This is a genomic window from Alteromonas sp. BMJM2 (genome assembly GCF_027257845.1).
Lineage (GTDB): Bacteria > Pseudomonadota > Gammaproteobacteria > Enterobacterales > Alteromonadaceae > Alteromonas.
Window position 1 is genome coordinate 160450 of the sequence record NZ_JAPVOT010000007.1, and the last position, 13413, is coordinate 173862.

Here is a 13413-nt window from a genome sequence, read left to right on the forward strand (position 1 = left end):
CTACTTCACTAATACAATTTCTAATCGCAAAATTATATCACAGTTATTTTTTATCTTTTTAGATCTGAAACCACATTTGTGCGTGAATAATCTGTCAGCAGTTGATACTTACCAGTGAATATAAAACCATTCACGCCTAAATTTGTCAGACACATTTAAAGACATTTATTCACACTATCAGTATAATAGCGCTTATGAAAAAGAATAAAGCAAACAAAAATACCACCGGAAACATCGCGCAGAACAAGAAAGCGCGTCATGATTATTTCTTAGAAGACAAGTTTGAAGCTGGTTTAGAGCTTCAAGGCTGGGAAATCAAGAGTATTCGGGCTGGTAAAGTAAACATTACCGATGCGTATATTATTATCCAAAACGCAGAAGCATACCTTGTTGGGTGCAGAATAAGCCCGCTGACTCAGGCATCGACCCACGTTATTGCTGCTCCTGAACGGGCACGTAAACTCCTGCTCAATAAACGAGAGATTGACCGTTTGATGGGAGCCCGTGATAGACAAGGTTACTCTATCGTAGCCACGTCTATGTATTGGAAGAAGTGCTGGGTTAAGCTAGAAATTCACCTAGCGAAAGGTAAGCACGCACACGACAAGCGAGATACGCTGAAAGACAAAGACTGGCAGCGCCAAAAAGAAAGAATGATGAAGCACAGCGTATAACGCTGTGCACTTCCCTTCTAAGAGTGCCTAGTTAGGCTGTCTACTCGGTTTCAATTTTACTGAGACGTTCTAAAAGCCACATCCCGCTTAGTCATTTTCTTGCGGTGCAGCAAGTCTAAAATTAAACTCAACAGCGGAGATGGACTTCGTAACGTAGTTAGGTTGTTGCCGAGGCGACGAAGCTGTCTTCTTACAATGGCCATGTTCGCAAGACTCGCCAAAGATTTATCTTTCCATGTGCAGTGCGGGATAATGCCGGAATACGTCCATTCCTGTTGCCATTTTTTCGCCAAATTCGGCGTAATGGCAAGTGCACTCGCTAAACCAACAAGCTCACACCCTTCTTGCACTACTCGCTCAGCGATTTCGGCACGTTTAATTCCACCGGTTGTCATTAACGGTATATCCGTCTTACTCTCTAACGTGTGGGCAAACTCTAAAAAGTAAGCTTCTCGGGCAAGAGTGGTATTGTCTTTAGTCTGCCCCTGCATAGCGGGCGCTTCATAGCTCCCCCCTGAAAGTTCGACAACATCGACACCCAGCGCCTCTAATCGATTTACCACTTCACAGGCATCGTCGAAGGAAAACCCATTTTTTTGAAAATCGGCTGAATTCAACTTCACCATAACGATGAAATCTTTTGCACACACCGCACGTATTTGACTGACAATATTAATCAGTAGCCGTGCTCTATTAATAATAGAACCGCCCCACTCGTCTTGACGTTGATTGGTTAGCGGTGAGAGAAACTGGGTGAGCAAGTAGCCATGAGCGGCGTGAACTTCCACGCCATCGAACCCGGCTTTTTCGGCTTGTTTGGCTGTTTGAACAAAACGCTGACACACATCGTGAATGTCTTGGCAGGTCATTTCTCGTGGTTCGGCAAACAATTTAGAGTGCTTACCCATATTTAGCGGTACCGCAGAAGGCGCTATCGCTTTACCCTGCATAGCTTTAAATACTTGGCGACCAGGATGGTTTATTTGCATTACGGCAAGCGCGCCGTTGGACTTTATAATTTTTGCCCATTTTTGAAAGGGTGCAAGATCTGTGTCTTTTTCTAGCACCACGCCACCTGGCCCTGTCATGGCCTCTTTATCTACCATGACATTTCCGGTGATAACCATACCTAAGTCACCATGAGCCCAATAGCGATAGAGGGAGTAAAGAGATTCGCCAGGAACACAGCCCTTGCTTGACATATTTTCTTCCATTGCCGCTTTAACTAAGCGATTTCTTACCGTAATACCACAGGGCAATGTATAGGGTGAATATAGAATAGAGTTTGAAGACATGCACAACACAGCTAGATTTGAGTGGCTGGTATCTTAAAGGTAATTGATTATAAATGCATCTTTTGAAAGCAATTTATAAAAGAAACGTTTAACGTACACAGAGTTATGTTATACTTCGCTCTCACACTCGGGGCTGATTAGGATTCGACAGGATCTAGGAAGCCGGAGGTGCATGCAGAGGTGCGGCTGGCCTCTTAAAAAAGCCGCTTTAAATAGTCGCAAACGACGAAAACTACGCACTAGCCGCTTAATAACCGGTATAGGCCCTTCCACCACAGCTTAGTTTGCTAGCGTGGGTTTGGAAGGTCATATAAGCAAACTAGCGAGGGAAACTTTCCTAAGGTTGAACCGCGAAATAGTATTAGGACAGCTACCAGGAACCCTGTTTGTCGGGGTCTAAAGTAGTTAAAGAAAAGACAAACTAAGCATGTAGTACCAAAGGTAGACATTTTCTGGACGCGGGTTCAAATCCCGCCAGCTCCACCAATTCGTATTAAGCCCCTATTTTTAGGGGCTTTTTGCTATCTAGCCCACCTAAGGCGCGTGTTTTGGTACACACACTGAGACACAATAGGTGGAGCTGGTATGGTAAGCACACTCCCTTCTTATCTTTTTAAACGCGCACAAATCTGGTATTTTCGTCAAAGGACGCCTCGCCATTTAGTGGCATACATTGGTAAAACTGAATTTAAGGTGTCGTTGAAGACACAAGATGTTTACGTTGCTAAACGCCGCTCTATTCCGCTGGCGTTTTCGCTTCAACAGTACTTTTCGAAGTATGAGAAGGAATTTATGACTAAAACCGTTCATGATGATGAGCAATTTACCCACCTAATTACTGTTGGCGAATCAAAGGTTGGGGATAATACCTTTCCTGCGGTGACGTTTGATCTTGACGATCCAAAAGCTGAAGCAGAGGCTTTCCAAGCGTATATGACCATGATCCACGATCATAAGTCTAAAGGTAGTCTCATCACGCCGCAGGAAAAAGCCAGTGCGAGAAATAACACCGTTTTGCTTTCTCAGGCTATCGACGAATATCTTACATTAAAGCGCGATGCCAACAATATCCACGAACATATTGATGAAAAGTCGGTCAATGCAATAGAGGGTAAGCTACGCCGTCTTGTTGATATATTCGGTGATGTGGCTGTTGATTCGCTTGTTTTAAAAGATGCTGAACAATATCGAAATACGCTACTTCGTTTACCTGCGAACATCAATAAGCTAGCCATATATAGAGAGCTTAGTATTGAAGAGATTTTGCAGTCACAACCCCAAGAAACGATGGCGGTATCGACCACAAAATCATATATCGAAGCTGTTTCGACATTCTATAAGTGGTGCAAAAAAAACCGCTATGTTCCAGATAATCCGTTTGAAGGATTGCGTGTAAAAAAACCCAAAGATGCAAAATTAGACAATGAGGAACGGGACCCATGGTCTAAGCCACAGCTAGAAACGCTATTTAGCCACGAAATATTTACTCAGCATAAAGCACTACATCCTCACTATTATTGGCTTCCGCTTATTGGTCTCTATACCGGTGCGAGAATGAACGAAATATGCCAACTCTATGTTGACGATATTGTCGATGATAATGGCGTCATGCTGTTTAAGTTTACCGACGAACGCCCAGACCAACGCCTGAAAAACAAGAACAGTCGACGTGTGGTCCCCATCCATTCAGAGCTGATAAGGTTGGGATTTTTGGACTATCTTAAAAACGTCAAGGAATTAAAACACCCTCGCCTATTTAACGCATTGACCAAAAGCCGAGATGGCTACAGTAAAAACGCCTCTAACTGGTTCGCTCGCTTTAGAGAGAAATTGAGTATAAACATTGAAGGGAAGAAGCAGGACTTCCATAGCTTTAGGCACAATGTCAGCGATTTCTACAAGCAAAGCGATAGCGCGAGAGAAGTTGATGCTGCTGCAATCCTAGGGCACTCAGACCAGATGATCACCTTTGGCCGCTATGGCAAAAATTTCGAAGCAAAGAAGTTACAGAATATAATCGAACAATTGGATTTTCGTGATGTCCTAAAAAATGTGAAGCCTTGGAAGGTGGAAAGTTGATCTCATCCCCGGAACTAGGCTAATCTTAGATAGACTTGTGGAAGCGCGGTGAGTATCATGCTTCGCACGTAGTTAGGGAGAGTCAGACATGTTTAATTTATTTTCATTCAACGAAGAAGATTTGAAAAACATTCAAAAGCTTAAAGAGAGCAAAGTTCGTTCACGCAAAGTTGTGGGACGTGGCACTCTCGTTGCTGACGCCTCAGAGATTCGTAAAACAAAGTCATTTCAGGATAACGCCGAGCGTGCAGCGAAGCTTGTAACCGCTGGTTAAGTCTTCTTTCAAGGATTGAATGAGAGGTAAGGATTGTTTCTTCTACTTTTACTACCTATTCTGACAGCGGGTTTTTTAATCTGCAAAAAGAGCCCTTTTCAATATTACAGACTGCATCGATATGAAGGTCAAATGCTCTATTTGCAGAGTGCATCTCTTGGCCTAGCATGCCTACTAGTCGCGTATACCCTATTAGTACTTATTGATTCACTTGTCCCCGCGACCATATGTTCGTATAACATTAATATTGAAGCACTTCTTATTGAGTTGACTCAGGTGTCACTCAATGTCAAACATGAGCAAGCGTCTGTGTTAACTTGGGTGTTTTTGCTCACAATAAGTACGTTAGCGATTGCACTGTCGTGGGTACGGCTTGACCAGCGTCGACTGAAAAAGCTAAGCAAAAAACATGAAGTAGATGCCCGCATTATCTTAATGGGAAGGGTGTTGGCAGACTCACCGTTAGATGCGCTTCTTTATGAATCTTACGTCTATGAAGACATTTATGTCATGTTGACACTATCAAACCGAAAGGTTTACGTGGGCGTAGTAAATAACATGGGTGAACCAAACGAAATTGAAGGCTTCGATCAAGAGATTAGTCTCGTTCCTATCCTATCTGGCTATCGTGATAAAGATGACCTTTCCGTTCATTGGACTACGTCATATCAAGAAGTTGACCCAGATGAAAATTTAAGGATTGTTATCCGACAGGAATTAATCGAGTCTGCTAGCGAATTTGATTTTGATACATGGGAAGCATTCGCTTCTTCTAGAAAGGAAAAGGATAAAAAAATTAAAGTGACTTTTAATCCTAATAAGAACTCTTTTTCGTGGACCTTGTCTTAATAGTCAAGATCTAAAGTAAGTAAAACCAGTCCAGTGGTTAATCCAATGGATTCAGACCGACTAAAATCCACTTAATCGTTTCGTCTCCCGAAGAAGCTTTAGTTTCTACCACTTTTTTGATATTTGCTTTGTATCTATTATTGATAGTGGCATTTTGCATTTTAGGAATGGCCTCATCTGACACTCGACCGGAAAAGGATTCATCACTGTCTAAAGATTCGATTTCATAACGCTTTGTGCGGATATTCAATCCAATTAGATTCGCGTTAATTTCGATTGATTCAGACATTTCAATATCTATTTTGTCTACAATTGTAAATGCTTTATCAATTTGCGCCTTTGTTAGCTCCACTTTCCGTCCCAACCCATCATTTGGGGATCCCCAGTCAAACGTCAGGCCAGTAGATAGTTTATTGAGCTCCTTCAGAACACGTCTATATTTAGAAGCCACCCTACCTTTGAGGAAGTGCAGTTTGTTGCTAAGCAACTCTTCTGTGTCACCAGCCATCAACAAACCAGATAATTCTTCGAGAGTTTTTGCAGCAAGCGATTCACTAAACATGTCACTCAAAGTAGCTGATTTTAATTGAACACCAAATGAGCCTTCAAAAATCTGACAGGCATTCAACTTTGTTTTCTGCAATATATCTTCTGCTATTGCTCCTTTGAGCGTAGCATCTCCATCGTTTGCGACCTGTCCTATTGCGTCAACAAGTTCTTGAATTGATACCAACACGCTACCAAAACTACGAGCATTTAATTCCGGCAGATGGGAATCCGCTGGAAATAAATGTAAGTTCAATGTTTCACGATGGGACGCCTTAGCAGCTATATGAGGAGTTATCTCTCCTAGCCCATATTGTTTTGCTTTATCAGCAACTTCAATATACGCATCAGGCAATGGAAGCTCATCTTCAGACAATAGCTCAGGCAATACGTAGTCAAATTTATCATCACCGCGATCTGTACAGACTACTTTTAATAAATATCCACATTCTGGCTTTGTGAAGGCGTCTTGTAACGAAACTTCTTTGGCGATTAATCGACGGATCTTTTCAGAAGATATTTCTAGATATAACCATTCTAAATAGTGATCTTCATCTAAAATAGATAACCCGAGGTAATAGCGTCCCGTTATTGATTTCGTTGTAAAGAGTCGTGGGAAATCGAAGTACTCAAACGTCTCAATAATTGAGAGCGACCCCATCGGCGTACCATTTGGAAGCCTAAACATCACTAAGCTCACTTTCATCAAATGAAAAAAACATCTCAACAGGATTTTCGAGCGACGTTGGCAACCACCACGTTTTATGTCTTTTCGATGAGTTGGAAGGCGTGTCTGCGATTACTCCCTCATCTTTTGATATGACAGCTTCACATACTTTTTTTCGTCTCAGCGCCGGTACGCTTTTTCTCATTTCCTTCAGTCCCACTAGACAGTTGACGACAGAGAGTCCACGGGCCTGACAAGGATCTTCCCAGTTCTCGTTGGGTTTTCTTTCGTAATGTGAAGTAAAGTCTTTTACTGAAGCATGTGTTCGATTGGTAAACCGAAAAATCCTCCCCTGATACCTGTAAGCGTCGGTAGGAGGACATTGTTCTGGATAATGGAGCGGCCAATTCATTACTAATTCCTTTTACTTCATTCCTTTAAACGTACTTACACAATGTAAAAATGCAAACACGTCATTATAATACACTAATTTCTAGTTTTTAGAAGGCGTAAAGTCAACACTGTAATTCACTCGGATAATAGCAAAAGGCATAGGCGCTTCTCTCAATCGGATGATGCGATTTTCAGGTATTCAAGAGGCGATAATGAAGATTGTCTAAGGAATGCTGCAAACATCAAAATATGGAAGTCATTATCAATATGGGCCTTTAGCTCATAATACAATCGGTCTTCAAAGTCTAAGTCACCTATGAGCCTTATCATAGATAAGTCAGTTTCGGTATTCAGATGCTTGTGCTCCCTCGTTCGCGAAAGAATAAACTCTTCAATAACGCCTAACTGTTTCTCTTTTGACTCAATATCGAGTTTGTTGTGCATTACCTTGAAGCATTCCATAGCATGATGATTGAAAGCTTCTACCAATAAGTACTTTTCCGATGCAGCTTTACTCAAAAACGTTTTATTATCATTAATCAGAGTCTCAAGAGCCATTGAGTTATCTTTCTCAATGGCCTCATAGACTGCTTTCAGAAGTACTTCAAGAACTAAAGTTAACTCGTTCAAATAAACTCCTGCTTTCCTTGGCAAATTTAACGACCAATCATCGCAAACATTTTATCTAAGTAAACACTGCCGCCATCATCCATAAATAGTACGTGACGATTTTCGAGTTCATGCTTTTTGATTTTGTCACCAATATTCAGAAGATCCGAGTAGTGAGTTGGCGATAGTACAAAGGCATTCAGTGTTAGCGAGGGCTCTCCGGCAGCAGCTTGCGAGGCTAAATCAGATTCAATTTTTTTGATTTCGCTATATAAACCAAGTTTAGGGTGGTCTAGATCCATATGTCTCAGTCCTTTAGGGTCAACGAAAGATAACCACTGCTCTCCTGAAGCGTCATCAACCAGCCAAAGTAAAAAGTCGGGATAAAAATTACCAGCCGTTGCGAAACCAATACCCTTACTTTTGGAATCTGCGTTTCTCAGCAGATATAAGCTACGCTCACCTATGGCATCTCTACCCTGAGCACTGTTGTAGAAAGCTTGCAAATCCTCTACGAACTGAACTTCACTTGGTGCGTCGAAGGCCATAGGGCGCATTTTTAATGGTACGGCATCTTTATCTTCGAGTGATAACAACGGATAAAAGAGGTGGCGGTCAAAGCTGAGTGCGACCATATGAGGCGCATTCCATTTGCTTGCCTCACCCAAATCACCTTTAGCAACAAGCGCCTTAAGTGCTTCTAACTTTTTGAGATATTCATGGCCATCATCACTATCTTCCACTTCAAACTGATAAAGTTTGAGCATAGAGCCGTGCTCATCATGCATCGGGATTACTTCATAAAACTGGCCTTCATATCCAGTTTTTAGTGCTTTATAAAAACGGTCAGTGTAATCACACAGCAAACGAATGAGTATATCTTCCAATCGTTTAATATCGGCTACACTTTTCGCTTTAAACTCAGACTCTGGCATATAGAGCGTGTACCAGTTTTGATCTCCTAAGCAAAAATCAATGAGTCTTTTCTTGTCTAAGCGAAGGTTGCTCCTGCTGCGCTGCTGTTTAAAAGCTTGCAACGCTAGGTAGATGCGATCAAAATCAAATAGCGCAAAATGTGATTGATTTAGCTTTCCTTCATTCCGCACATTGGTTTGAAGGGCTGCATTACCAGCAGTAGTACTTATCGCTTCCAACCGGGGATACATATCAAGTGCAATATGAGGCGTCTTTATCTTTCCATCAAACTCGGCAGGAATTTCGTATAACCAAGGAAAGTGCGTGCGCTTGAACCCAAGTTTCTGATTATCCTTGTATCCATCTTTTAAAGCTAACGTCTTCAGTTTTTTTGACGGCAAATTAGGTTGAGTTGGGAAGTCCAGCTCAATGATTTCATCACTTGGCGTGATACCCTTTTCTTTCAAATAATCCTTGAAGGCAGCCATGTAGTTAGCCCGCACGCCAAAAATATTCAATGTTTCGAGCTTATCTAAGTGTAAACCCTTCGGACGCTGGTTCGGCTCAGTACGCTTAAGTGAGTAACCCTTACCTTTCAGACGAACTCCACGACCAAACAACTGAATAATCTGAGAGCCTTCTCCTTGACCCATATTGAGCAATCCCATAGTAGATACGCGCCAACTACTCCAGCCTTCAGTAAACTTTCGAGAGCCGATTAGGACGTTTAACTTACTATCTTTGTCATTCAAGGTTCGGAACAAAGCCCTGCCAAAGTCATCTGACTCTGTATCAAAGCTATCGACATCTTCAGCCAACTTATAAAAACCAGAGTCATCGCCAATATTGATTAGGCCAAAGAGATCAGCGTCACCAACACGCAAGGCGAGTTCACCTTTGCTGTTTTTGATATTGATAAGCTTAAGACGCTGATGTGAGTTTGCATTGAATAACTTTTTCAATATATCACTGTATCAGGGCAAGATCATGAACATAAATTAGCCAGTTGTCATAACAAGTAGTATTACAGCTAGACGAATTATTGCGCCTGTGATCTTATACTCTCTTTTGCGGAGAGAGTCATGGACACAGGTGCGTTTGAGCAGTTCTTTGGTGAATTAGAAGATCCTCGCCAGTCGGCCAAGGTAGCACATTTATTCACTGATATTTTATTCCTTGTGGTGTGTGCATCCATCGCCGGAGCAAAGGGATGGGAAGATATCGAAGACTTTGGTGACTTGCACTTTAACTGGTTCACCGACAAAGGATTATTTAAGAATGGTTTGCCAGTCCACGACACCATAGCGCGCGTGGTATCCAGAATAGATAGCGAGCAGTTCCAGCGTTGCTTTATTGGCTGGATGCAGTCAGTGGCAGAGTTATCCGAGGGGCAGCTCATTGCGATTGATGGCAAACGGCTTTGCGGCTCTTACAACCGTGAGAACAGGCAATCAGCCATCCACATGGTGAATGCCTTTGCGTCGGAAAATAACGTGGTATTGGGGCAGATTAAGACCCAGAATAAGTCGAATGAAATCACGGCCATTCCGGCTTTACTTAACCTGCTGGATATCAAAGGTTGTTTGATATCAATTGATGCGATGGGCTGCCAAACCGATATCGCAGAGCAAATTATCGATAGCGGCGGTGATTACCTGCTGGCACTGAAAGGGAACCAAAAAGCGCTGCATGTTGCGGTGCGCAGCGCCCTTGCAGAGAGTGTTCATGAGGAAGTGATTTGCATTGAGAAAAGTCACGGCCGTGGCGAAGCCAGAGCGTATCATGTTATGGATGCTGCAACGTTAGCCGACACTTTTCCTGAATGGAAAGGACTAAAAAGCGTTGGTGTTACACTAAGCTATCGGCAGACAAAAAACGGCCAAGAATCGCTAGAGTATCGATATTACATCAGCTCAGCAGTGCTAACAAAAGCTCGCTTTGCCAAGACAGTGCGCAGCCACTGGGCCGTTGAAAACAGCCTTCACTGGGTACTTGATGTGTCGATGAAGGAAGATGAATGCCAGATATATCGTGGCAATGCGGCTGAAATATTATCAGGTGCCAGAAAAATAGCCTTAAATATGCTCCGGGCAGAAACGACCAGAAAAATCAGTATTCCACGTAAACAAAAGCGAGCACATGGCAGCACTGCCTATCTGGAGCAAGTATTAACAGCGGGTTTGCGGGCGTTGAGCGATATTTAAGCATTCATGCTCTCGCCCTGATCACTGTATAGGTTAACTGAATTAGTAAACTGGGGACTTTTAGCTATAAAAGGGAAGCTTTGGTAAATTTCTTTTGTATTTAAGTTTGAAAAAAATCGGTGTAACGCTATGACTTCGTTTTGTGCGTTTCCTATGACTTTTACAAGTGCAGATTTTATAGGGCTTTGAGGAGCTTTTTTTTCTTTTTCAATTTATATCCCTTATCTACATCCAAATCACTACTAATTAAATAAACATCTCTTGATTCGATATAATTGAGTCATATGATGTGAATTTCGAATCTAGAGTGAAAAAGTTCTTGATTTTATAACGTCCACTTTGGGTCGAAAACTGCAGTTAATCCAGACTATCAAATAAATTCAAATATGTCTGCTTTTCGCTCGCTGTTGAATCTGAAAAGCTAAATCGTGAAGCTCCGCACTACGTACACAACAGACAGCCAGTTTTAATTTAGCTTTTTCACCAAAAGTGTGTAATTCAATTTACAAAATTCAAAGATTAGGAAAACACGTGTAAATAGTCTGATTTAGTAAGACAAAATCAATCCGTCCGCTTAATTTTCTCTATCCGTTTTTCAAAGCTGGGATGCGAACTCAACCAACTGTGTTGGCCCTTCAACTGAATAGCTAATTTTTCGAAAATGCTAATCATTGACGTACCATCACCATACTTTTTAGTCATACGTTCGTGAGCATAAAAGTCGGCCTCTAATTCCGCTTGCTGAGAGTAGCCTTGATTTAGTCCCAGCATTGCTCCCTGCACTATTATATCTGAGAGAGCAGAGATATCTCCAAGTACTGCAGTTAAGGTAACAAATACAATAGAAGAGCTTACAAGCGACTCCATAACATGGTTATGTTCAACGTGGCCTATCTCATGAAGCAATATTGCACTAAGTTCTTGATCAGTATCGGTGAGCACCACCATACTATCGGTAATAATAATAGTACCATTTGCCAGAGCCATAGCATTCGCTTTACCACCCCATTGTCTAAATTCAAGCTTGTAATCTCGATTTCCATGGGTGTCTTTTGAGAGTAATAAGTTGAAAAGAGCACGTATTTTGCCCTGCTCTGCGTCGCTCAATTCAGAGGCCATGAACTCTAAATCATCTAATTCATTTAAACTGCTTTCGTCCACAACCTCGTAAACCTGTTCGGGTAACGATTCTGATATTTTTTCGGCAAAATAGGGAACACCTTTGGTGTAAAACTGATAACCGCTCATTAATACAATGGTTATTGTGGCAGCTAAAATTAATAGCCATTGCGTTCGTTTAGTCTGCTGGGATTGTTGGATTCTGCTTTGAATTGTTAAGCTCATCTAGTATTTCTCGCATCACGTCAATGTTGTATTGCCTAACTATTTTTTGGCTATTAAATAATTGAGGCAATTCAATTAAGCACACAAGAACTATTAACACCCAACCATGATAAGAAATTAGTGCGAGGCCAATCAGCATCAATACTAAATTCACGACACCTCGCGCTACTTTTCCAAGATAAAAGTGATGCAAACCAGCCGCGAAAAAATAGTTGAGTACAGCGTAGGTATCGGGATCTTTTACCAACTGCTCTTCAAATTGATAGTACTGTTTTCTTAATTCTGCGCTGAGTTGCGCAGCTTTGTTTCTCAGCGCTTCTTCTTGTTCTCTAAGTGCTATATCGTCCATGTAAAAACCTTATTAGTCTAGCGGATCTGACTTTACCGCAATACACTCTGGGTCATTGCAACGCCGGATTCGAGAAAAACCAAGATAAATGCCTTTCGTTAAGCCGTACTTTTCGATTGCTTGATATGTGTACTCAGAACATGTTGGAGTAAAGTTGCAGCTTATATTGAAATGAATTTGGGAGCCGCCACTCGTCTGGTATCGACGAATGGCAGAAAGTGCGACCCGTTTAAGCACGCTTACGGCCGAGGGTTAATATTACGGCTTCTCGGCTCCAGAAAAGCATAAATCGCTTATTCTCGATAACTTGGAAAACAAGCTGCCAGCCATCTTGTGCTTCCATGTTAAGCGTTGCTTCTAGCTTTTTTAAAGGTAATCCACTTGAGCCGAGTAATAACGTCCCGCAACCACCTTCTACCACATGTATTATTTTATATTCGTCATATTGTGTCATAACATCTTCCCTGAAATTTTATATTTAACAATTGACTACGATATAGTAATTGACAAAAGGCGGCAACAATAATTCATTATGTTACATATAGGGCTGAGTAGTTCGTTCATTCATCGTTAAGTATTATTGTCAACGAAAAAACTATAGCTGTATTTGAGTCTGAGGGCGAAAAAGAAAGGTTCCGCATTGCCCACACGCGAGCTGTGTGCGTCGCAGAAACAAAACTGGACGACAAAAGCATTGAGAACGTAAGAGCCATAAATAATCGCAGAATAGAAGAGCGTAAACAGGTTGAGGAAGCACAGAGAAAGGCTAGTCTAGACACCGAATCTAGGAAAAATGAATATGACCATATAATTCTAACCACTGAATCTATTTCTCCATTTACAGTTCGCAAACGGTTAGGAATAGTAACTGCCGAATACGTATATCGCTTTACTATTAGCTCTGGTTTTGCAGCCGCGATAGATAGTATCGGTGAAATTCGGCACTCGTCTATGCAAAACACTCTCCAAGAAGCCCGGTCTACGGCTTTAGTCGAATTGAGGCGTGAAGCGTATAAATTAGGCGCTGATGCCGTTGTAGCAGTAGATTTAGACTACAGTGAAATATCTGTTGCAGGAACTCCTTTGATGTTTCTCGTAGCGAGTGGGACCGCGATAGAAATTGAAAAATGACAAATTTAAAAGATTGAGTCACAAAGCTTCACCAGTCTATTAGTGTCGCGATATCTATCGAAAAATATTTACCTTTAAACTAGG

15 protein-coding genes and 1 other RNA gene are annotated in these 13413 nt (G+C 41.7%); 7 read left to right on the plus strand and 9 right to left on the minus strand.

Annotated elements, in window-relative coordinates; all coding sequences use genetic code 11:
• Positions 1-194 precede the first annotated feature (194 nt).
• Positions 195-674: an SsrA-binding protein SmpB gene (gene smpB / locus O9X84_RS09945; RefSeq protein ID WP_269519590.1), complete on the plus strand. Its 480-nt coding sequence runs from the start codon at positions 195-197 to the stop codon at positions 672-674.
• Positions 675-730: 56 nt separating this feature from the next.
• Here the strand turns inward: smpB and O9X84_RS09950 are convergent, their stop codons facing one another.
• Complete coding sequence (locus O9X84_RS09950; protein ID WP_269519591.1) at positions 731-1969, minus strand: NADH:flavin oxidoreductase/NADH oxidase family protein; 1239 nt, start codon at positions 1967-1969, stop codon at positions 731-733.
• Positions 1970-2098: 129 nt separating this feature from the next.
• Between O9X84_RS09950 and ssrA the strand changes: the two genes are divergently transcribed.
• The 4 genes from ssrA to O9X84_RS09970 all read left to right on the plus strand — a co-directional run bounded on the left by ssrA (position 2099) and on the right by O9X84_RS09970 (position 5171).
• Positions 2099-2455, plus strand: a transfer-messenger RNA (tmRNA) gene (gene ssrA / locus O9X84_RS09955).
• A 99-nt stretch (positions 2456-2554) separates the two neighbouring features.
• Positions 2555-4048: a site-specific integrase gene (locus O9X84_RS09960; protein WP_269519592.1), complete on the plus strand. Its 1494-nt coding sequence runs from the start codon at positions 2555-2557 to the stop codon at positions 4046-4048.
• An 88-nt stretch (positions 4049-4136) separates the two neighbouring features.
• Positions 4137-4322, plus strand: coding sequence for a hypothetical protein (locus O9X84_RS09965; protein WP_269519593.1), 186 nt, complete (start codon positions 4137-4139; stop codon positions 4320-4322).
• Between the two features lie 132 nt (positions 4323-4454).
• Positions 4455-5171 carry a hypothetical protein gene (locus O9X84_RS09970; RefSeq protein WP_269519594.1) on the plus strand — a complete coding sequence of 239 codons (717 nt, stop codon included), beginning with the start codon at positions 4455-4457 and terminating at the stop codon, positions 5169-5171.
• Between the two features lie 37 nt (positions 5172-5208).
• On the opposite strand, the gene O9X84_RS09975 is transcribed toward O9X84_RS09970, so the two are convergent.
• From O9X84_RS09975 to O9X84_RS09990, 4 genes are all read right to left on the minus strand, one after another.
• Positions 5209-6423 (minus strand): DUF6575 domain-containing protein, encoded by a 1215-nt coding sequence (locus tag O9X84_RS09975; RefSeq protein WP_332108325.1) that lies wholly within the window; start codon positions 6421-6423, stop codon positions 5209-5211.
• Entirely contained in the window at positions 6398-6796 is a 399-nt protein-coding gene (locus O9X84_RS09980; protein ID WP_269519596.1) for a hypothetical protein, read from the minus strand. Before O9X84_RS09980 ends, O9X84_RS09975 begins: the two co-directional genes overlap by 26 nt.
• A 152-nt stretch (positions 6797-6948) precedes the next feature.
• On the minus strand, positions 6949-7407 hold the full coding sequence (locus O9X84_RS09985) for a hypothetical protein (protein ID WP_269519597.1): 459 nt from the start codon (positions 7405-7407) through the stop codon (positions 6949-6951).
• Between the two features lie 26 nt (positions 7408-7433).
• Positions 7434-9263, minus strand: a complete 1830-nt coding sequence (locus tag O9X84_RS09990; RefSeq protein WP_269519598.1) for a hypothetical protein — start codon at positions 9261-9263, stop codon at positions 7434-7436.
• A gap of 120 nt (positions 9264-9383) precedes the next feature.
• Between O9X84_RS09990 and O9X84_RS09995 the strand changes: the two genes are divergently transcribed.
• Positions 9384-10505 carry an ISAs1 family transposase gene (locus O9X84_RS09995; protein WP_269519599.1) on the plus strand — a complete coding sequence of 374 codons (1122 nt, stop codon included), beginning with the start codon at positions 9384-9386 and terminating at the stop codon, positions 10503-10505.
• A 561-nt stretch (positions 10506-11066) separates the two neighbouring features.
• Here the strand turns inward: O9X84_RS09995 and O9X84_RS10000 are convergent.
• Genes O9X84_RS10000 through O9X84_RS10015 form a run of 4 tightly spaced genes read right to left on the minus strand, consistent with a single transcriptional unit; the run spans position 11067 to position 12652 of the window.
• Positions 11067-11849 carry a M48 family metallopeptidase gene (locus O9X84_RS10000; protein WP_269519600.1) on the minus strand — a complete coding sequence of 261 codons (783 nt, stop codon included), beginning with the start codon at positions 11847-11849 and terminating at the stop codon, positions 11067-11069.
• Positions 11803-12198, minus strand: coding sequence for a TM2 domain-containing protein (locus tag O9X84_RS10005; RefSeq protein ID WP_269519601.1), 396 nt, complete (start codon positions 12196-12198; stop codon positions 11803-11805). Before O9X84_RS10005 ends, O9X84_RS10000 begins: the two co-directional genes overlap by 47 nt.
• Before the next feature lie 12 nt (positions 12199-12210).
• Entirely contained in the window at positions 12211-12435 is a 225-nt protein-coding gene (gene yidD / locus O9X84_RS10010) for a membrane protein insertion efficiency factor YidD (protein ID WP_269519602.1), read from the minus strand.
• Positions 12428-12652 carry a DUF4177 domain-containing protein gene (locus O9X84_RS10015; RefSeq protein WP_269519603.1) on the minus strand — a complete coding sequence of 75 codons (225 nt, stop codon included), beginning with the start codon at positions 12650-12652 and terminating at the stop codon, positions 12428-12430. The genes yidD and O9X84_RS10015 overlap by 8 nt, the downstream gene beginning before the upstream one ends.
• 203 nt (positions 12653-12855) lie before the next feature.
• Here O9X84_RS10015 and O9X84_RS10020 point away from each other — a divergent pair, with 203 nt between their 5' ends.
• The gene (locus O9X84_RS10020) at positions 12856-13329 is read left to right on the plus strand and encodes a YbjQ family protein (RefSeq protein ID WP_269519604.1); all 474 of its coding nucleotides are present in this window, start codon (positions 12856-12858) and stop codon (positions 13327-13329) included.
• Positions 13330-13413 lie beyond the last annotated feature (84 nt).